The sequence below is a fragment of the Exiguobacterium sp. NPDC077395 genome, from assembly GCF_050269125.1.
In the GTDB taxonomy this organism is placed as follows: domain Bacteria; phylum Bacillota; class Bacilli; order Exiguobacteriales; family Exiguobacteriaceae; genus Exiguobacterium; species Exiguobacterium aestuarii_A.
In genome coordinates this window covers 166,232-186,453 of the sequence record NZ_JBNNHU010000003.1, presented here as the reverse complement: position 1 = coordinate 186,453, position 20,222 = coordinate 166,232, and the positions used below count along the sequence as shown (strand labels likewise).

At 47.5% G+C, this 20,222-nt stretch carries 21 protein-coding genes; 12 read left to right on the top strand and 9 right to left on the bottom strand.

Going from position 1 to position 20,222, the window contains the following annotated elements; all coding sequences use genetic code 11:
• Positions 1 to 12 precede the first annotated feature (12 nt).
• The 3 genes from ACQKD4_RS13095 to recX all read right to left on the bottom strand — a co-directional run bounded on the left by ACQKD4_RS13095 (position 13) and on the right by recX (position 4,559).
• Positions 13 to 1,737, bottom strand: a complete 1,725-nt coding sequence (locus ACQKD4_RS13095) for an ABC transporter ATP-binding protein (RefSeq protein ID WP_427373626.1) — start codon at positions 1,735 to 1,737, stop codon at positions 13 to 15.
• 320 nt (positions 1,738 to 2,057) lie between these two features.
• A complete protein-coding gene (locus tag ACQKD4_RS13090; protein WP_339963440.1) occupies positions 2,058 to 3,698 on the bottom strand; it encodes an L-lactate permease in 1,641 nt (546 codons plus the stop codon).
• 48 nt (positions 3,699 to 3,746) lie between these two features.
• Entirely contained in the window at positions 3,747 to 4,559 is an 813-nt protein-coding gene (gene recX / locus ACQKD4_RS13085; protein WP_427373625.1) for a recombination regulator RecX, read from the bottom strand.
• Positions 4,560 to 4,705: 146 nt separating this feature from the next.
• Between recX and ACQKD4_RS13080 the strand changes: the two genes are divergently transcribed.
• The 5 genes from ACQKD4_RS13080 (at position 4,706) to ACQKD4_RS13060 (ending at position 9,770) form a co-directional block, all read left to right on the top strand.
• A complete protein-coding gene (locus ACQKD4_RS13080) occupies positions 4,706 to 5,614 on the top strand; it encodes a TIGR01777 family oxidoreductase (RefSeq protein WP_427373624.1) in 909 nt (302 codons plus the stop codon).
• A gap of 12 nt (positions 5,615 to 5,626) precedes the next feature.
• A complete protein-coding gene (locus ACQKD4_RS13075; RefSeq protein WP_427373623.1) occupies positions 5,627 to 6,781 on the top strand; it encodes an amidohydrolase in 1,155 nt (384 codons plus the stop codon).
• Between the two features lie 176 nt (positions 6,782 to 6,957).
• Entirely contained in the window at positions 6,958 to 7,524 is a 567-nt protein-coding gene (locus ACQKD4_RS13070; RefSeq protein WP_074033096.1) for a GNAT family N-acetyltransferase, read from the top strand.
• A gap of 168 nt (positions 7,525 to 7,692) precedes the next feature.
• Positions 7,693 to 8,382: a response regulator transcription factor gene (locus tag ACQKD4_RS13065; RefSeq protein WP_015880873.1), complete on the top strand. Its 690-nt coding sequence runs from the start codon at positions 7,693 to 7,695 to the stop codon at positions 8,380 to 8,382.
• Positions 8,379 to 9,770, top strand: coding sequence for a sensor histidine kinase (locus tag ACQKD4_RS13060; protein WP_214747166.1), 1,392 nt, complete (start codon positions 8,379 to 8,381; stop codon positions 9,768 to 9,770). Before ACQKD4_RS13065 ends, ACQKD4_RS13060 begins: the two co-directional genes overlap by 4 nt.
• A gap of 23 nt (positions 9,771 to 9,793) precedes the next feature.
• Here ACQKD4_RS13060 and ACQKD4_RS13055 read toward each other — a convergent pair whose 3' ends face one another.
• Complete coding sequence (locus ACQKD4_RS13055) at positions 9,794 to 10,081, bottom strand: hypothetical protein (RefSeq protein ID WP_074033093.1); 288 nt, start codon at positions 10,079 to 10,081, stop codon at positions 9,794 to 9,796.
• 118 nt (positions 10,082 to 10,199) lie between these two features.
• Here ACQKD4_RS13055 and ACQKD4_RS13050 point away from each other — a divergent pair, with 118 nt between their 5' ends.
• Positions 10,200 to 10,406 carry a hypothetical protein gene (locus ACQKD4_RS13050; protein ID WP_214696337.1) on the top strand — a complete coding sequence of 69 codons (207 nt, stop codon included), beginning with the start codon at positions 10,200 to 10,202 and terminating at the stop codon, positions 10,404 to 10,406.
• Between the two features lie 29 nt (positions 10,407 to 10,435).
• Here ACQKD4_RS13050 and ACQKD4_RS13045 read toward each other — a convergent pair whose 3' ends face one another.
• Genes ACQKD4_RS13045 through ACQKD4_RS13035 form a run of 3 tightly spaced genes read right to left on the bottom strand, consistent with a single transcriptional unit; the run spans position 10,436 to position 12,518 of the window.
• Positions 10,436 to 10,885, bottom strand: a complete 450-nt coding sequence (locus tag ACQKD4_RS13045) for a cytidine deaminase (protein ID WP_214747524.1) — start codon at positions 10,883 to 10,885, stop codon at positions 10,436 to 10,438.
• A gap of 50 nt (positions 10,886 to 10,935) precedes the next feature.
• Positions 10,936 to 12,312, bottom strand: coding sequence for a 23S rRNA (uracil(1939)-C(5))-methyltransferase RlmD (gene rlmD / locus ACQKD4_RS13040; protein ID WP_074033090.1), 1,377 nt, complete (start codon positions 12,310 to 12,312; stop codon positions 10,936 to 10,938).
• Complete coding sequence (locus ACQKD4_RS13035; protein ID WP_015880867.1) at positions 12,309 to 12,518, bottom strand: hypothetical protein; 210 nt, start codon at positions 12,516 to 12,518, stop codon at positions 12,309 to 12,311. The genes rlmD and ACQKD4_RS13035 overlap by 4 nt, the downstream gene beginning before the upstream one ends.
• A gap of 85 nt (positions 12,519 to 12,603) precedes the next feature.
• Between ACQKD4_RS13035 and yfkAB the strand changes: the two genes are divergently transcribed.
• Genes yfkAB through ACQKD4_RS13020 form a run of 3 tightly spaced genes read left to right on the top strand, consistent with a single transcriptional unit; the run spans position 12,604 to position 15,143 of the window.
• Complete coding sequence (yfkAB, locus tag ACQKD4_RS13030) at positions 12,604 to 13,710, top strand: radical SAM/CxCxxxxC motif protein YfkAB (RefSeq protein WP_427373622.1); 1,107 nt, start codon at positions 12,604 to 12,606, stop codon at positions 13,708 to 13,710.
• A 53-nt stretch (positions 13,711 to 13,763) separates the two neighbouring features.
• A complete protein-coding gene (locus ACQKD4_RS13025; RefSeq protein ID WP_214785678.1) occupies positions 13,764 to 13,958 on the top strand; it encodes a hypothetical protein in 195 nt (64 codons plus the stop codon).
• Between the two features lie 42 nt (positions 13,959 to 14,000).
• Positions 14,001 to 15,143 carry an MFS transporter gene (locus ACQKD4_RS13020; protein WP_214785679.1) on the top strand — a complete coding sequence of 381 codons (1,143 nt, stop codon included), beginning with the start codon at positions 14,001 to 14,003 and terminating at the stop codon, positions 15,141 to 15,143.
• 40 nt (positions 15,144 to 15,183) lie between these two features.
• On the opposite strand, the gene ACQKD4_RS13015 is transcribed toward ACQKD4_RS13020, so the two are convergent.
• Both ACQKD4_RS13015 and ACQKD4_RS13010 read right to left on the bottom strand, forming a co-directional pair.
• The gene (locus tag ACQKD4_RS13015; RefSeq protein WP_214696351.1) at positions 15,184 to 15,486 is read right to left on the bottom strand and encodes a hypothetical protein; all 303 of its coding nucleotides are present in this window, start codon (positions 15,484 to 15,486) and stop codon (positions 15,184 to 15,186) included.
• Between the two features lie 133 nt (positions 15,487 to 15,619).
• The gene (locus tag ACQKD4_RS13010; protein ID WP_427373621.1) at positions 15,620 to 16,564 is read right to left on the bottom strand and encodes a DMT family transporter; all 945 of its coding nucleotides are present in this window, start codon (positions 16,562 to 16,564) and stop codon (positions 15,620 to 15,622) included.
• Positions 16,565 to 16,763: 199 nt separating this feature from the next.
• Here ACQKD4_RS13010 and ACQKD4_RS13005 point away from each other — a divergent pair, with 199 nt between their 5' ends.
• The 3 genes from ACQKD4_RS13005 to ACQKD4_RS12995 all read left to right on the top strand — a co-directional run bounded on the left by ACQKD4_RS13005 (position 16,764) and on the right by ACQKD4_RS12995 (position 20,220).
• Positions 16,764 to 18,671: a heavy metal translocating P-type ATPase gene (locus ACQKD4_RS13005; protein WP_427373618.1), complete on the top strand. Its 1,908-nt coding sequence runs from the start codon at positions 16,764 to 16,766 to the stop codon at positions 18,669 to 18,671.
• A 117-nt stretch (positions 18,672 to 18,788) separates the two neighbouring features.
• The gene (locus tag ACQKD4_RS13000; protein WP_074033083.1) at positions 18,789 to 19,715 is read left to right on the top strand and encodes a carbohydrate kinase family protein; all 927 of its coding nucleotides are present in this window, start codon (positions 18,789 to 18,791) and stop codon (positions 19,713 to 19,715) included.
• Between the two features lie 67 nt (positions 19,716 to 19,782).
• Positions 19,783 to 20,220 (top strand): NUDIX domain-containing protein, encoded by a 438-nt coding sequence (locus tag ACQKD4_RS12995; RefSeq protein WP_214696358.1) that lies wholly within the window; start codon positions 19,783 to 19,785, stop codon positions 20,218 to 20,220.
• Positions 20,221 to 20,222 lie beyond the last annotated feature (2 nt).

The window sequence follows — 20,222 nt, the reverse complement described above, 5'->3', positions numbered from 1 at the left end:
CCCTTTCTCGGATTACTCCGACTCTCCTTGTCGAATAAATTGTTCATAGTACCAACCGTGGCGCTCCATCAGTTGGTCATGTGTGCCACGTTCTGTGACACGCCCGTCTTGAAGGACGAGGATCTGATCAGCGTGCGCCACCGCAGAAAGACGGTGTGCGACGATAAATGTCGTTTTCGCTTCGCGGCTCGTACGAACGGAATCGATGATGCGTGATTCTGTCTTCGCATCGACCGCTGAGAGCGAATCGTCAAGGAGTAGAATCTCAGGATTCTTCAACAACGCTCGTGCAATCGACAGACGTTGTTTCTGTCCGCCTGACAGCATGACACCCTGTTCTCCGACTACCGTATCTAAACCGTTCTCTAAATGTTCGATATCTGTATCAAACGCCGCGAGACGAATCGCCGTCTCTAGCGCCTCATCCGAGACATCATCCACTCCGAAACGAATGTTATCGCGAACCGTTTTCGAGAAGAGAAGATGTTCTTGTGACACATAACCACTCCAGCCACGAACGGTTTCGAGTTTGATGTCCGAGATCGGCACGCCGTTCACGAGAAGTGAATCATCGATTGGATACTCCCGAAGTAACTGACGGAGTAACGTCGTCTTCCCGGCCCCAGTCGGTCCGACGACCCCAATCGTCTCACCACGCGAAACGTGCAGGACGATGTCCTCTAACGAGTCACGATTCGCATTCGGATAACGGAATGAGAGCGATTTAAATGTGATTTTCTCCGGAACGTCGATTTGGACCGTCCCCGTAGAGGCAACGTCCGGAGCTTCGTTCATTGTCGATTCGATTCGTTCGAGACTCGCCGTTCCCCGTTGTACGACGTTGATCAGTTCACCGAACGCATACATCGGCCAAATGAGCATCCCTAAATAAATGTTGAACGAGACGAGTTGACCGAGCGTGATGTCGTTCGTAAAGACGAGATACGTCCCGAACGAGAGCCCAATCAAATAACTGAGTCCGACAAGAAGTTTGATGACCGGTTCAAACAATACATCGATTTTAGCGACGTGCATGTTTTTCGCTAAGACATCGTCTGTGATGTCATCAAATTTTTTCGTGTCCGCCTCTTCTTGAACGAATGAACGGACGACCCGGAGACCTGAGATCGACTCGACGACTTGGTCGTTCATCACCCCGAACGAGTCTTGAGCCGCCGTGAAGCGTGTATGAATTTGGCTTCCGAGTTTATTCATCGACCAAGCGAGAATCGGCATCGGTAAAAGTGCAGCAAGTGTCAACTTCCAATCGATGAATACACCCATGATTGTCAACGCGATGAGCGTCATGTTGAACGAGTCGACCAATGTCATAACCCCAAATCCCGCTGTCCGCTCAACCGCTTTCAAGTCATTTGTCGCGAGTGCCATCAAATCACCCGTACGATGCTGTTGATAAAAACGTGGCGTCTGTTTGAGGAGGTGACCGAAAAAACGACCTCTCAATTTCTTTTCAAGTAAAAAGGCTGTCCCGAATAGTCGGGCGATCCACAAGTACGACATCACATAAGACAACACCATGATGCCTAAAAGTGATGACACAATGAGAATCAATCGTTCTGTCGTCAAACTTCCTTCACGAATCGCATCGATCGCCTGTCCAATAATCCACGGTGGCAGCATATCTACAACTCCCGTGATGATGAGTAAGATGATGGCAATCAAATACGTCCGTTTCTGTCTTTTAATAAACCAATCTAATTGTTTAATCAGCTTCATGACTGATTTCCCCCTTCCGTCCAATCCACCTAAGCACACAAAAAAGCGCACTCCACCTGATTGTGCAACCAATCAAATGAAGCGCGCTTGAAGTAGTCTTCAATCTTTTGCATGGTCAGGGAAAGGACACTACCCCTATCCAGCTGCCAAAGTCACGCAGTTAAATACGAGTAGCCATATGATGTTTTGAGTGTGTTTGTGAGTGCAATGTTATTCATCATTCTGGCTCCTCTCGTTTCATAGTTTTAAAATCTACTCAAACCTTAGCAGACTGTTCTGAAAATTGTCAATATTATTTTGTAAAAAAATTGTAACTTGATTCAGTTTAAGAAAAACATGCCCAAAATGAGACCAATGACCCCTGTTGCCGTGACGTAATAAATCATCGGCATGAGCGTGTATCGAATGATGGTCCCTTCTTTACCGAGCAGTCCCGCAACGGAAGCAACCGCTACGACGTTCAACACACAAATCATGTTCCCTGCGTTCGCTCCTGCCATCTGCATCGACAAGGCGAGCGTCTCGTTGATTCCGACAGACTCGGCTACGTTTGTCGTCAAACTTGAAAACATCATGTTTGAGAAGGTCGCCGAGCCCGAAACGAATGCGCCGAGGGCCCCAATCCACGGTGCGACGAGTGGCCATACCCCGCCGAACGTGTCAGCAGCAGCCGTCGCAAGTTCGACCGGCATCGATGCGAGTCCAGCTCCCCCATTTTCAGAGTGAATGAAAATACGGACCATTGGAACAGAAGCTGCTAATGTGATGACTGTCCCGACGATTCCAAACGTCGTCGCTTTAAAGACCGACGTCACCTGCGACCAACTCATGTTGTGCAAGAAGAATGTTGCGATTATCGTCAAGATGAACATGAAGCCCGGTGAATAGAACGGCTCCCAAGACGTCGAGATTCCTTCTACGCCCAAAATGTTCGGCAGGTTGATCCGAACGCTCCGAGAAAGTTCATTCAAAAACGGAACCGTACGGGTGAGGACTAAGAATATCGTCAAGATGAGATAAGGCGCCCACGCTTTCCACTGTGGTAGTTCACGCTTGTTCGATGTTACCGTTACTTTTTCGGTAGATGGTTTCAATTCATCCATGTATCCATCGAACGTCCATACGCGTTTCGGCATGAGAATCCCTTTTCGTGCCATGGTTACGAGAATGACGAGACCTGTTAGTCCACCAAGCATTCCACCAAATTCAAATCCGAGGACAAGTGTCCAAATGTAGGCTGGTACGCTATATAACAGCGCAGCCACGATCGCAATCGGAAATACTTCGAGGGCTGGTTTGATTGACTTCTCCTTACTGAAGAAGCGTGTCAGCATCAAAATCAAAATGAATGGGATGAATAGACCGACGACCATATCAATCAATACGGTTTGCAAGACGACTTCCGTCAAAAAGGCGATTGACTCAGGTTGGTTCACGTCAAGCGAAAGGCCATTCCCAATCCCGATGAGTGCCGGTGTCCCGACCGCACCGAACGTGACGGCTGATACGTCCGCAGACAGTGCGATCACGACAGCAGCAATCGGCGGAAAACCGAGGGCGATTAAAAGCGGTGCCGCAACCGTCGCCGGTGTACCAAATCCTGAAGCCCCTTCAATGAATGAGACGAACAACCAACCGACAATCAGAACTTGAATACGCGGATCGGGTGTGATGTTGACGAATCCAGAGCGAATCGCATTCATTCCGCCGCCTTCTTTCATCGTATTCATCATTCCGATCGCACCATAGACAATCCATACAGTCGTCACGGCGATGACGAGTCCTTGTAATGTCGCCGCCATGATTCGAGTCGCATCCAATTGCCAAACGAAGAACGCTAAAATCGCCGTCGTCACGAGTGACAAGGGCATGGCTACTGATGCAGGTAAACGCATAATTACCAATAAGATGAGCACGGCCACAATTGGCGTCAGTGCTGTAATCCATTCTAAAATCGTCAATGTAGACCCACCTTTTCGTGTTTTCCCCTACCGTAAACAGATGTCCCATCACGATTCTTCTTCAACGAGTCTCTCTAACGTACGTTCAATCACATCATACGGAAATCCTTTGCGCCGAAGCTGCATCTTCATGCGCTGCTTGCGCTCGAACGCATCATACCCGCTGAACTTCCGATTCAACTTTTCAGCCTGCTTCAGACATGCCGCAATCTCGACATCTTCGTCCTCTTCTTCCCAAAAAGTTTGAATCGCCTCTGAAATAATATCAAAGGTAAACCCCCTTTGCATCAGGGTTTGTTGAATTCTTTGTTGCACTTCTGTGGCAGAACGACGATTTGTTTCCATTTGTTTCCGTTTTACGAACTTTCCAGCCTTTTCGACGAGTTCTTCGTGTGTGATTGATGCCAATACGGATTCAACCACGTCCGGTGGAATGCGGAGCTGTTCGAGCTCACGTTCGATTTTAATCGGTCCACTTGGACTCGTATTGAATTTGGTTTGGACATAAGCTTTCGCAAATTCCGCATCATTCAAGTAACGCTGCTCTTTCAGTCGCGTGATGGCATGTTTGATGGCAGTTTCGCTTAACTCCTTCTTCATGAGATAGTCCTGCACCTCTGAAATCGCACGCATTCGGTACGATAAATAATTGACGGCTAGTTTATAAGCTTTCTGTGCCTCTTCCGCCTCGAGCACATCTTGCACAAAGTCGTCCTCGAGCTCCATCCCTTTCGTGAGCCCGTACTTGATAAACACGTCAACATCGATGGCGAATGCAAACTCTTCTTTCCCTTCGCGTTCAATGAAAACGTTCAATCGGTCTTTATTCTTTTGTTGGGTCGTGAACTTCGCAATTTTCACAACGACTCCCCCTCCATTTCATGTTTCTAACATATCACGTTCAGGAATCGGAAAGGATTTTTGATAAGTTAGAAGAAAGGGTATTCATCTGGATATACTGACTTATACCCATTTTAGAAACAACACATGATATCGGAGGGAATTTCATGAAAATCGCAATCACCGGTGGAACCGGGTTGATCGGTCAACCGCTCGTCCGCGCACTGGCTGACGCCGGTCACCAAGTCGTCGTCTTGACAAGACATCCACGTCCCCGCCATCGCGGGGTGTCGTTCATCGAATGGCTAACGCCAAATAGCAGTCCAGAAGAAGAGCTCGAAGGAACAGACGCGTTCATCCATTTGGCAGGGGCATCCATCAACGACGGGCGCTGGACCCATAAACAAAAGCAAGCGATCCTCCAAAGTCGAATCGAGGGGACGAAAGAAGTCGTCCGGATCATTCAACAGTTAAAACAAAAACCTCAAGTCGTCATCAGCGGCTCGGCAATCGGCATATACGGCGAAGACCGTTCTATCACGTATTCAGAAGAAACCCCATTACCGACACGAACCAATTTCCTCGGGAATGTTTGTGTCCTCTGGGAACAAGAGGCTGAACCGATTCGTGATTTAGGCGTTCGTCTCGTGACAATGCGTACCGGTGTCGTCTTATCGAATGACGGCGGTGCGTTCCCATTAATGAAACTCCCCTATCAGTTCGGAGTCGGTGGTAAAATTGGATCAGGAAAGCAGTGGGTTCCATGGATTCATTTAGATGATCTCGTGCGGTTGTTCGTGCATATCATCGAAACGGATACAATCGAAGGTCCTGTAAACGGAACCGCCCCTACACCGGTGACGATGAATGAATTCGGGAAGACGATCTCAAAAGTGATGCACCGTCCTCACTGGATCCCGGCACCCGCCCCAATGATGAAACTCGCACTCGGTGAAAAAAGTGTCATCGTTTTAGAAGGAGCAAAAGTCGTACCGACCAAAGCGCTCCAACATGGCTTTGACTTCCGATATGACACATTAGAACCCGCATTAAAAAACTTATTACAAGATGCTTAAGGAGAATGAATTGTGAGTCACTTACTTATTCGAAACGCCCATATTTATCCGATTACCGCCCCCCATTTTTACGGAGACCTCCGTGTCCGTGATGGAAAAATTGTCGAAATGGCAGAATTGCTCGAGCCGACGGATGGTGAGAATGTCATCGAAGCAGAAGGGAACTTTTTATTCCCTGGTTTTATCGATGCGCATACCCATCTTGGTCTATACGACGAGGGGACAGGCTCTGTCGGGAATGACGCCAACGAAACGGTCGAAGCGATGACACCACATGCCCGTGCCATCGACGGTGTCTACCCACTCGATGAAGGGTTCCAGGAAGCATTGATGGCTGGCGTGACCGCTGTTCAGGTCATGCCCGGGAGTATGAACGTCATCGGCGGTGTGACAAGTGTCATCAAAACGCACGGCCGCTATATTGATGATATGATTGTCCGCCGTCATGCGGGACTGAAGATGGCACTCGGCGAAAACCCGAAACGAATTCATAGTATGGGGAAAACGGGCGACCTGACGCGGATGGGAATCATGGGCTTGCTCCGTGAAGCATTTCGTACGGTCGGTTCGACGAAGACGATCGGCACGTTCGGGAGTCAGATGATCCAACTCGCCCTAGACCGCGACATGCCGATTCGCGTGCATGCGCACCGTGCAGACGATATTCTTTCGGTCGTCCGTTTTGCAAAAGAGTTCGACCTCGACTACCGCATCGAACATTGTACGGAAGGTCACCTCGTCGCAGAAAAGTTACAAGAGCTCGGTGTGAAACATGTCACCGTCGGACCGACCTTTACGCGAAAGTCGAAAATCGAGCTTCAAAATAAGACGTGGGAAACGTACCGCATCCTCCATGAGCACGACATGATTGTTTCCATTACAACCGATCATCCGTACACGCCGGTGCAGTATTTAAATCTTTGTGCTGGTCTTGCTGCACGTGAAGGGTTACCCGTCGATATCGCGCTACGAGGGATCACCATCAACCCTGCTGAATCACTCGGTGTTGACGACCGCATCGGCTCACTAGAAGTCGGAAAAGACGCCGATCTCGTGCTCTGGAATCACTTCCCGCTCGACTATTTAGCGAAGCCGATTATGACGATTGTAAATGGTGAAGTTGTCTTTAAAACAGACCGTGCGGAAACGCATCATGAGGTCGAATAATTTTCATTATTTTTCATAAGCGTTTTACGCATAATTTACTTGCTTTTTTAAAAATACTATATAAAATTATCTTGTAACTTCATAAAGCAGCCAAGGCGGTTCGAACAGCGAAGCCAGAAGTATGCTTTCGTTACGACTATTCTTCAGCGGTCTGAAATAGGAGGAGGAATGTAAAGGTGCTCAAATTTCGTGAGCTCACCGACTGCGCGGAGTTGTTCGAACTGATGCAACACCCAGATGTCTTTCCGTATGTCCGTCAAAAGACGGTCCACTTTGATGAGTTTTTATTTAGCACGAAGCAAATCATCGAGCTAGAGGAGCAAGGAAATATCATCTCACGTACCATCACGAACGAGTATGGCACCCCGATTGGGACGATCAGCTTGTTCGATGTCGAATCCGGCTATGGATTCCTCGGCACGTGGCTTGGCAAGCCGTATCACGGCAAAGGTTATAATCAAGTTGCGAAAGAGGCGTTCTTCTCAGAACTGTTCTTCGAGCTTGATATTGAAAGTGTGTTCTTAAAGATTCGTAAGTCGAATGAACGATCGATTGCTGCAGCAGAGAAGCTCCCGTACGCGTTTTGCGCGAATGAGCTTCGTTCTGAACTGCTCGCTGAAATCAACCAAGGTGATGTGGAATATGTATTATACGAAGTATCCAAATCGAGCTTCCAACTTTACTTGCACGCCCTTCACATCCCGGAATACGAAGTCCCTTACGAGGCACAACTCGAAGCATAAGCCAATTCTGTCAAAGAATTGGCTTTTTTGTGGCGTTTTTGTGTGGATTTGATGGAGGTAACTTGTCGGAGCCGAATAAATCTGTTCTAATTCGAAGAGATAGGTATGATAAAGGTATGAGGGATTCATCACAACTCTCGTTAACCGTTTCGTAAAGGAGAATGGCATATGTCAGAATCAATGTTTCGTATCCTCGTAACTGATGACGAAGAACAAATGCGAGATTTACTTGTATCAAATTTAGAAAAAGAAGGGTATGAGACGGTCACCGCCTCAAACGGCCTTGAAGCGATTGAACGCTTAAAAGAAGAAACGTTCCATCTCGTCTTACTCGACGTGATGATGCCAGAACTCGATGGATTGACGGCTTGCATGCGTATCCGTGAGTTCTCGAACGTTCCAATCATTCTGTTGACGGCACGCTCTGAAGAACTCGACCGCATACACGGTCTAAAAATCGGGGCTGACGACTACATCACGAAGCCGTTTAGCCCGCGCGAGTTACTTGCTCGTATCGAAGCGACACTCCGTCGCACACACAGTTTTTCAAAAGAACAAGAAGCGACGTTTGATGTCGGCATTCTCTCCATCGATATCGAAGGTCGCGCCGTCAGCGTGAAAGGGAAAACGGTCAACCTGACACGAAAAGAGTTTGACTTACTCTACCTGTTCATCACGAACGACGAAAAAGTGTTCTCTCGTGAACAATTGCTCGATCAAATTTGGGGAACCGAATACCACGGTAACCTTCGCACGGTCGACACGCACATTAAAACGCTACGCCTGAAACTCGGGGAGGCTGGCGGTTACATTCAAACTGTATGGGGCATCGGATATAAATTTGAGGCAAACGGATGAAGCGATACACGATCCGGAAGCGGATTTGGATTACCATCTGGACAGCCAGCCTCTTCTCAGCGTTCGTGTTTCTGATCATGACGTTCTATTTGTACGACAAATTCTATATCCAAACGCAAGAAGAACTGCTCATCAACCGCGGAGAGAAACTCGTCACAATCTATAAGGCCGACGGTTTCTCTGACGCGTTCGCTGACAGTATGACGTATACGAACGAACTGACCGAAACGAAAGTGTTTCTTTCCTCCGTTCGAGAAGATACACTAGGCTCCGGTAAGACGTTCCTACGGCAACAAGACCTCGAACGTCTCCAAGACGGGTATGCCATTTCTGTTACGCGAAAGCATCCGACCGAGGACGTCGATATATTAATGACCGCTTTCCCGCTCATACGTGACGGGGAACTCGATAATGCGCTCATCCTCTATATGGAACTTAGTAAAATCAGCGAACCGTTCCAACCGATCCGGCTCATGATCACGTTCTTACTCGTCCTCATGATTGTGAACTTGCTCCTATTCGGTAAACAGATCATCGATACGATCATTCAGCCGCTCATCCAGATGAAGCGTGCCTCACAAGTATATGCGCAAGGCGATTTCTCACACCGCATCCCAATCGTTTATGATGATGAGATCGGCGAGTTGGCGGATACCCTCAACTCGATGGCGGAGTCACTCGGACTCGTCGAAGAACAGCGAAAAGAGTTTCTCGCGAACGTCAGTCACGAACTCCGTACCCCACTTTCCTACATTCGTGGGTACACGGAGATGCTTCAAGATGACACGTTGGATGAAAAAACACGGGCGCAATATTACGACATCATCGAAAACGAGACGAACCGTCTTCAACGTCTCGTCACGGACTTACTCGACCTCGCACAGCTAGAGCGCGATTCGTATCCGATGACAAAAGAACCCGTCGTGTATTCTCAAGTGCTTGAAGATGTCCTTTATCGACTCGAACCGATTGCCCGGGCAAAAGGAGTGACAATCGAATCCGATTTAGACTTCGACTTGATCATTCTTGGCGACCATGACCGACTCGAACAAGTCATCGGTAACCTTCTCGATAATGCACTCCGCTACACCGAGGCGGGCAAGACGATTTATGTGAAGACATTCGCCGAGACAAACTATGCGATCACAGAAATACGCGATGAAGGTCGAGGCATTCCGAAAGAAGATCTGGATAAATTGACGGAGCGTTTCTATCGCGTCAATAAATCACGGACAAGAAAAGATGGCGGCACCGGTCTCGGGCTCGCCATCGCGAAGCATATTATCGAACGACATGAAGGATCGCTTCACTTCAGCTCAGAAGTTGGGCAAGGGACGACGGTTACGGTCGGCTTACCTCTCTTACCAGAAGAAGCGTTCGATATGTAAAAAGGCAGCTGCGAGGCTGCCTTTTAAATGTCTTTCCCTTTATATTGTTCGACCGACTCTTGCTCGAGTCGCTCTCGTTCTGCATGTGTCTGCGGGTATCCGTTCGCTTGCCATTCGGCACGATGACTCGAATCGAGTTGCGTGAGACCTTGCTCTGCTTCATCCTGATCCGCATCGACGCTCTCCCGCTCATCCATCTTCTGCCACGTATCTTCTTCCTCGCGTTGCGAAAGCAATGCCGCCACTTTCGGTGCAACGAGTGCTGCGCCTGCAACACCGAGTACAATCCCCATCAATACTTTACGATCCATCCTGTCCCCTCCTTCATTATGAAGTCTTCATTCCACCATTTCATCATCTTAAAACCCAAACCGAAAACGTTTACAACTTTTCAAGGAGTGGAATCTGTAGTGAGAAGGAGGCGATTGGATGGAAAAGAAACGACCTACGTCGAAACGTCCGTTTGATAACCCGGACGCTGTCGATACGGACAAAGAGAGTATTTTTGACGAGGACGGCATGCAAACCGTCGACCCGATTCCCGTCGAGGAATTGAATGAACGGGTGAAGGATGAGAAGAATAAACGTCACTCCAAAGATGAATCGGCGAGTGAAAAGAAATATAAAGACGAATAAACAAGCTGCGGACAATCGTCCGCAGCTTGTTACGTTAAGTCCTTCGGTGAAAATCCGTAAGGCAACATTTCTTCTTTTGTCATCACTTTTGTGTCACCGTTCAAGTTCGCAAGGATTAAGGTAAAATCCTCTCCTGCGAATTCGGCGATGACTTGACGGCACGCTCCACACGGTGAAATCGGACCTTCTGTGTCGCCGACAACAACGACCGTCTCAATCGAGTCACTACCTTCCGAGACAGCTTTAAAGATGGCTGTCCGTTCGGCACACATCGAAAGTCCGTACGAGGCGTTCTCTACGTTACATCCCGTAATCTCTTTACCAGATGCATCGATGACGACGGCTCCGACGTTAAATTTTGAATACGGTGTATAGGCGCGTTTGCGCGCTTCAATGGCTTTATGCACGAGTTCTTGTACGCGTTCTTGTGAAATCATTGGATGTTCCTCCACTTCTAAATTTGAGAAGAAGTCTGACATCTGAACTATAACGTGAAAACGCTTACTCAGCAAGTGTTTTCACGGACTCGTCAATATTTTTTCTTTTTCTTTTTCTCGAACACGACGACCGATTCAACGTGAGACGTCTGCGGGAACATATCATACGGTTGCACGTAATTGACCTTGTATCCCGCTTTCATCAACTGATCGGCATCTCGCGCGAGCGTTTGCGGGTTACATGATACGTAAACGATTCGTTTCGTCTTCGATGAAATAATCGAGTTGATTAATTGATGATCCATCCCTGTTCGTGGCGGATCGACGACCACGACATCTGGAATCCAGCCATCTTTCACCCAACGTGGAATCCAGTGCTCGGCACGTCCTTCGACATACGTGACATGGTTATAGCCATTTTCACGCATATGATCATTCGCATCTTCGACCGCTTCCGGTACGACTTCCATCCCGCGAATCTCTTTTGCATAAGGTGCCAACCAAAGACCGATTGAACCGACACCTGCATAGGCATCGATGACACGTTCTTCGCCCGTGAGCCCTGCCGCTTCAACGACTTCGCGATACATTTTTTCAGTTTGCGCCGGGTTCAATTGGAAGAATGCACGTGGTGATAGATGATAATGCACATCATCAAGTTGTTCATCCATCTTCTCTTGTCCTGCGATATGGACTGTCCGATAACCAAAAATCACACCTGAACGATTCGCGTTGATGTTGATATGGAATGAGACGACGTTTGGCAATTCCATGATTCGGTCACTTAATTCATCTAAATCCGGAACATCTTCATGTCCGACGACCAAAACGACTTGTACGTCATTCGTCTTGTAACCTGAGCGAACGACGACCGTCCGAGCATAACCTGTGTCACGGCGTGCATCGTAGACGGGGATGTCAAGTTCGTTTAAAATACGGACAATCGCATTGTTGATGTTTGTCGTGTCACGTTGTTGAACCATACAGTGCTCGATTGGTACGAGATGGTTCGAATTCGGCTTGTAAAGACCGGACACGATTTCCCCACGGCGTGTACCGAGCGGGAACTGTGATTTATTGCGGTAATACCACGGATCATCCATACCGATTGTCGGACGGATATCCGATTTGTCCACGTTGAGTTTTGTCTTTTGACGGAAAGCGTTTCGAACGATTTCTTCCTTATACTCCATCTGCAGACGTGAACTCATATGTTGGATTTGACATCCACCACACTCGTCGTAAATCGGGCAAGGTGCTTTGACTCGGTCTTTTGAGTCGTTATCGCGTTTGACAACACGTGCCTCCGCGTAGTTTTTTTCGACACGCGTGATTTCAACTTTCGCACGTTCTCCCGGCAATAAGTTCGGAATGAAGATAACCATGCGATTGATTGTCGCAATGCCTTCTCCATTGATGCCAAGTCGTTCGACTGTGACATCTTTAAAATCTCCTGTAATTAATTTCAATCTGATTCATCCTTTCGAGACGATTGTTCTAGGTCTTTGGCGTAACGCACAACTTTGGCGCGCAACGAATCAATGTCGGCTAACAGGCGATGTAAATCTTCAGGTGTCGTATGCTCATCTAGCGTATTGACCGATAGACATAGCAATTCCGTTCTCGATTTTAGGACGTTCATCTTTCCGGCGGTATCTGTACGTGATTTACCCATCTTGTAATCGCTCCTTTGGTTCGTGACAAAGAGTTGCTATTATAGCATACTATTTCGTGTAACTTGATGAAAAGGTGGAATCCACATGCAAAACATCTCCCCAACCTTCGACCCTTGGGAAGCCTATCTCGACCAAGTTGAACATGGTCGACTCGTCTTATCCAACGTCGAAGTAACCACAACAAAATTGTGCAACATGCGCTGCGAGCATTGTGCGGTCGGTTATATGCTCGACCAAACGGAAGAACCGGAAGTGCCGCTCGAACTGTTGATTCAACGGTTAGACGAAATCGAACATTTACGCGCCTTCTCCATCACAGGAGGTGAACCGATGTTATCGATGAAATCGGTTCGCAACTATGTCGTTCCGTTGTTACGTTATGCGAAAGAACGTGGGGCACGTACGCAAATCAACTCGAACTTGACGTTACCGTTATCTCGCTATCATCTTATTACCCCTTACTTGGACGTTTTGCACATTTCGCATAACTGGGGCACCGATGCCGATTTCCTTGAAGGTGGATTTGCAATGATGGATCGGAAACCGAGTGAAGAGGCCCGGTTAAAAATGCTTCAAACGATGAAAGATAACGCCCGCGCCCTTACCGCTGAAGGGATCATCGTGTCAGCAGAAACAATGATTAACAAACGGACGATTCCGCATTTAAAAGAAATTCATGAAGAAATCGTCTCACTCGGTTGCCAACGTCATGAGGTGCACCCTATGTACCCTGCAGATTTCGCTAGCGCACTCGAGTCGGCGTCACTCGCGGATACGCGACAAGCGATTCACGACTTGCTCGATGTCCGAGACGAGAACGTCTGGATGTTGTTTGGAACGTTACCATTCTATGCATGTTCTGATTTGCCGGAAGATCGCGCTTTATTGAAACGACTTCATGAATCGAAAAACGTGACGGTCCGAAACGATCCGGACGGCCGTTCACGCCTTAACACGAATATCTTCGATGGTCAGATTATTGTGACGGATTTTGGTGACGAGCTCGGTACACTCGGCACCGTATACGACACCTCTTTCCAGGAAGCTTACGATACATGGACGAACAGTCAGTTGAATGCTACACTCTCTTGTCATTGCCCCGCTGTGAAATGTCTCGGGCCGAACGCACTTGTCAAGCAAGCTTATTATCCGACGGTCGATTTCCAATCCCGTAAAGCTACCTCGTTTTAATTATTTCTATTCGGGAAATGTTCTGTATATTAACTGAATCGAGGTGTGTATAGATGACAGCGATTTATGTATTCATGATCACTGTAATGGCCATTATTATTTTCGGTGGTGTGCTTAGCATCTTATTGACAGCCGCATTCGTTTCAGACAAAGTAGAGCATGATGAAATGTTTAGTCAAGGCAGTTGGGATGATGAATTGCTTCACTTGAATCACTCTCCACAACCGATTGACGACACGAAAAGCTGAGAACCTTCTCGGCTTTTTACTTTGACTTCATGAGGTGAATCCATGCTCCGCTTTCGTTTTATGATTTTACTATTGATTGTTTTTATATCCGGCTTGATTCAAGGTGCGCTCATTCCCCTCCTGTCCACGTTGATTGAACGTGACGGAGCACCTGCTTGGGTGAACGGATTGAATGCAACGATGCTCTATGTCGGGGTAATCGTTTCTGCGCCGCTCCTTGAGCGCTTCGTCCGAAAATACGGATTCCGTCCGACCATCGTCCTCGGAATTGTGTTAACCGCATTCGCGACTTTCGCTTTGCCCATCTGGCCGTCTTTACTCGTGTGGGCGATGATGCGGTTCTTTATCGGTTTTGGTGACTCTGCCCTCCACTACGGTTCACAAGTGTGGGTGACATCTTCTACGGATAAGCGTAGTCTCGGTCGCGCGATGGCGTATTATGGGATGTCGTTCAGTCTAGGTTTCGCCGTCGGACCTTTACTTGCACCACTTGTCGATCTATGGTTTTGGTTACCGTTTTTGATCATCGTCTTTTTCTGTCTTGCCTCATTGATGCTCGTCTTTAAAGTCGAGAATGAGTTCCCTGAAATCGAGAAAGTGAAGACGGATTCGAAGGGACGCATCCGGTTGATTCTAGTCGGTGCGGGATACACACTTCTCCCTGCGTTTACATACGGATTCCTGGAAGCGAGCTTGAATGCCAACTTCCCAATCTTTACGTCGCGTAACGGGATGAGCCTGACAGAGACGAGTACACTGATTACGACGTTCATCGTCATGTCGATCGTCGTCCAACTCCCTCTCGGTCGACTCGCTGACTTGTATGGGAAGAAACGAATTTTGCAAATCGTTCTGGCGTTCGGTACACTCGTCTTCGCTTTAGCGAATCTTGTTGTCGATCACTATGTCGGTCTACTCGTGCTGTTCGCTCTTGCCGGCGCAGGGTTAGGGTCGACGTATTCACTCGGTCTAGCACACATGACAGAGGTGCTCCCTCGCTCCCTCCTCCCGACTGGTAACATGCTGTATAGCATCTCATTCAGTATCGGCTCGATTTCAGGACCAATGATTGGCGCCTATTGGTTATCGCTTCCGAAAGAGGTTTATTTCTTCATGTATACGTTGATTTTAGGCATTCTCGCCTTGCGACTCTTCACCTCTAAGTCAAAACCGATCAATATATAATATAAAGAGGCAGATGGTTCCCATGAACCATCTGCCTCTTTTACTCTACAACTCGATCCATCTCTTCATCGTTTAACTGCAACGCCTGGATGAACACTTCATCTAGTGCGAACGGCTCCGTGTCCAGCGAGGCGAGGACTTCCGATTTCAACGTCACCTCTACGACACGGTCTTCGAACTGCCATCTCGTCTGAATGTCATCCCCTTGTCTCGTCGCGCGGGTCGCCACAGGACCGTGACGTTCTTTTAAACTCTGACTCACGCACTTCATCACGTACTTGACGTACTCATCTTTCGGTTGACGCGAGATGAGGATATTACGGACGATTCGATTTCTAGTCATTGTTTTTCCTCCTTCCTTTGAATGATTGCGTACGCAAGTCTTTACAAACGAAGACCGATTTCCGAGCTTAAAATTCAGAATTTTTAATTTATTTTGTCACGGGATGTTAATTCCGTCAACTCCGTCTCTTGTTTCAATGACTCACGCTTCGTTTTTTCACGCGCTTCCCTTGAAAATAAGTAGACAAATAAATCCCTACGATAACGAAAATGAGTCCGACAATCGCGTTCCACGGTATGGTCTCCCCGAGTAAAATACCTGACAACATGACACCAAATAAGGGAACTAGGAAGATATAGAGTGAAATCCGACTGACTGGATTATGTTTCATCAACGTATTCCAGAGTGTGAAACCAATCGCTGACAACATTGCTAAATAGAAGAGGAAGGCAATCGTCTGTCCGGTGTATGGCATCGAGATCCCACTTGGGTCTAACAAATAGCCGATAATGAGCAATCCAATCGAACCGATCACCATCGCCCAAGCTGTCATCGGGGCAACATCATATTCTTTCGAATAATCCTTCGCAATCAAATTTCCAAACGCACCCGAGACCATCGCTAAAATCAGTAAGATCTCACCCAATCCAAAACCGACCTCCGTACCAGTTGCCGGCCAGTTCGCAATCACGATTCCAGAAAAGCCAAATGTCAAAGCAAGTCCTTTCAAACGATTCAATTTATCATCGTCATAGCGGATATGTGCAAGCGCCATTTGGAAGAACGATGTCGATCCGGCAATGATTGACCCTTGAACGCCAGTCGAAATTGAGAGTCCGACATAAAAGAACAAATATTGAAGGAACGTTAAAAAAGAACCGAGATGCGCATACGCTTTAAACTTCTTAGGCGTCAATCGAATCGAACGTTTCAATACCGTCTGACTGATGATGAGTAGAAGGATCCCAGCAAGCAAGAAGCGCTCACCTGCGAACAACAACTGTTGACCATATTCGTTCGACTGAATATCCAACTTCTCATAACTCAGTTTGATGAACGGGAAGGCACTGCCCCATAACAACGTATTAAAAATCGCCAAAAACCCCACTGTCCATGGGCGTTGAAATATATTTTGCATGACACAAAAACTCCTTAATCTTTTTATTTGTGAGTCACTGATGAGCGTGTTAGAATGAACCTAGATAATAATTATTATAAATAAAGGGATTGAGTCAATTAAAGACTAAAACCTTATATTAAGCCAATTGAAGATGATAATCATCATCAATCATTATCATTTAATCGAGATTTATTCTCAATTAGAAAGAAGGGATTCTATGAACGTCCAATCGGTTACACACGAAAAAAGCCACGTTTTCAAACGGGCTAGCTGGTACGAACATATCGAATTGATCATGGCGCTTATTAGCGGTGTATTGATTGTACTCGCTTATATCGCCGAAACACAAGAAGGAGCTCCTTGGATTCATGTCACGCTTTACTTATCTGCTTTTTTCATTGGAGGATACGCAAAAGCGAAAGAAGGAATCACAGACACGATCGAGACAAAATCCTTGAACGTAGAGCTACTCATGATTATCGCCGCTATCGGTGCCGCATCCATCGGCTATTGGATGGAAGGTGCGATTTTAATCTTTATTTTTGCTCTATCGGGTGCCCTCGAAACGTATACGATGAATAAAAATGAACGCGCACTCGAATCATTGATGGAATTACAACCTGAACAAGCAACTCGTTTAACCGCTACTGATGAACTTGAAGTTGTGCACATTGACGACTTGAAAGTCGGTGATCGCATTTACGTCCGCCCAGGCGAACGCATCCCTGTCGACGGACGAATCATGAAAGGAAGCGCATCTGTCGAAGAAGCCGCTATTACAGGAGAGTCTGTCCCGGTTGACCGACAAGTCGGAGATGACGTGTTTGGCTCAAGCGTCAACTTAAACGGTGTCTTGACGATTGAAGTGACTAAGCTTGCGACCGAGACGTTGTTCCAAAAAATCATTCAAATGGTCCAGCAAGCGCAGGAAGAAAAGTCGCCTTCTGCGCAGTTCATTGACCGCTACGAAGGGCGATATGTACAAGTTGTTCTTCTATCCGTCGCAGCCATCATCCTGCTCGGCCCCTTCTTCACGTCATGGTCTCTCGAAACGAGCATTTATCGCGGAATGATTTTACTTGTCGTCGCTTCTCCTTGTGCCCTTGTTGCCGCCATCACGCCTGCTGCCCTAGCAGCCATCGCCTCATCCGCGAAACACGGGATCCTGTTCAAAGGTGGTGCTCATATCGAGAACATGGGACGGTTGAAAGCAATCGCATTTGATAAAACCGGAACGCTCACGATCGGGAAACCAATCGTCCAAGAAGCGCTCATCTCACCTGATTTACAGGAAGTCGAAGTCAACCGAATCGTCAGTTTGATTGAAGAACATTCGATGCATCCGCTCGCAGAGGCACTTGTCTCTTATACCGGAAAACATACCGGGGAGATGACGCACTTTAAAGACATCACCGGTTCTGGAATCGAGGCGACAATTGACGGGACGACATATCGCGTCGGTAAACAGAAGTTCGCTGACCGAAGTGGTGACTTCTTCAAAGAAGATGTGGAACGGCTGAAAGAAGCCGGTCACACACTCGTGTTTATTAGTGATGATTCTCGTACAATCGGCGCCTATGCTCTCCGAGACACGTTGCGGGCCGAGGCTAAAGTAGCAATCAAGCGTCTGAATGACCTCGGAATCGCGACAATCATGATTACGGGAGATAATGAAGCGACTGCTCGTGCCATCGCAAATGAAGCTGGATTGACACGTTATATTGCCGAATGTTTACCAGAAGAAAAAGTTTCACAAATCAAAGCGTTACGTGAAGAGTACGGTTCAATTGGAATGATAGGCGACGGCATCAATGACGCACCTGCCCTCGCGACCGCTGATGTCGGAATCGCGATGGGTGAAGGAACCGATGCCGCTCTTGAAACAGCCGACGTCGTCTTGATGAAAAACGACCTCATGCGTTTGAGCGACGCTATTCGTCAATCACGCAAGCTGAACCGAATCGTCCTACAAAACGTCGTCTTTGCGCTCGGTGTCATTCTCGTCCTTATTGCCACAAACATTTTCGAACTGCTCATCATGCCATTCGCGGTCGTCGGACACGAGGGTTCTACTATTCTGGTCATCTTGAATGGACTTCGTCTTCTCACCTCTTCATGGGAATAACCGATTCGACAAAATCGAATCGATGATTGAAACGATATGTCGATTTCGTTATAATTGAAACAATGTGTCTAAATAGACTGAAACAGATCGAAAGATTGGCTAAAGGTGGTACATGATATGAATACGATTGCAGTCATCGGCAAAGTGTTTGTCGATATTAAAGGAACATCTTTCGCACCGCTTCATAAAGATGCGAAAAATGTCGGCGACATCACTTTCTCTAATGGCGGAACAGGTCGGAACGTTGCTCAAAACTTAGGTGTACTCGGTAATGACGTTCGCTTCGTCTCAACTGTCACGAACGACCAAATCGGGGTCGGCGTCCTCGAGGAGTTACGTGGTTTACAGGTCAATGTCGATGGTGTCGATATGCTCGACGATAACGGAATGGGAATGTGGCTCGCCGTCATGGATAACAATGGCGACCTTCAAACATCAATTTCGAAACAACCTGACGAAGCGCGGATGGAAGAAGCGATTTTACGTCGAATCGACACAGTCTTTAAAGAGAGCGATGCGGTCGCAATCGACTTAGACTTGTCTGTTAACGTCTTAAACGAAACGATTGAACTTTGCCGTGAGATGGACTTGCCACTATACGGTGTGTGTGGCCACCTTTCTGTCATCGAACGGAACCGTCATTTACTTCAAGGCTTCACTGGTTTCATCTGTAGCCGCGAAGAAGCGGAAATCTTGTCCGATATGTCAATCGTCACGGTGGACGACGCACTACGCGTCGCCGAAGTACTCGCCATGAAAGGTGCACCCCTCACAATCGTTACGATGAGCGAGCTCGGGGCTGTTTATGTCGACCTTCGTACGAATGAACAAGGTCACGTCCCAACAACGAAAGTAAAAGTGGCCGACTCTACCGGGGCCGGTGACTCATTCTTCTCCGCTGTCATCTCAGAACTGATGAAACAGCATCCAATCGAAGATGCGCTTCGTCTCGGGATGCGTGTCGCAGGAAAAGTCATCGCGTCACACGAGAACGGATTGACGCAAGACATGTATGATTCATTAGAACAACCTACGCAAAAATGAGTTGAACGCATCGGCGAATCGTCGATGCGTTTTGTGCAAAATTATAGGAATGAAAGGAACGATCTCAGTGGTTCGAACGAAATTAAGAAGTGCGATCATTCTCATGAATGATCAAGATGAAGTGGCTTTGATTCGCCGCGAAAAAGAAGATGTCTTGTATTATGTATTCCCCGGAGGGGGAGTAGAATATGGGCATACGACTGAAGAAACAGCCGTTCGTGAAGCGTTTGAAGAACTCGGCGTTCATGTCGAGTTAGAAGGGGTTGCTGCCTATGTTGCCTTTAACAACGAGTTAAACCCTTACTATTGGGCGAAGATGACGGGTGGCGAATTCGGGACCGGAACGGGTGAAGAATTCCAAGAAGAACAGACAAACGGATCGTACACCCCGATGTGGATCAAGCGATCGGCGTTACCCCATCTTCCGGTCCGTCCTCCATCGCTCGCTGAAAAACTCGCCTCGCATGAGTCACGTTTTTACGATTTGACGTTATCTGAGGATTAATC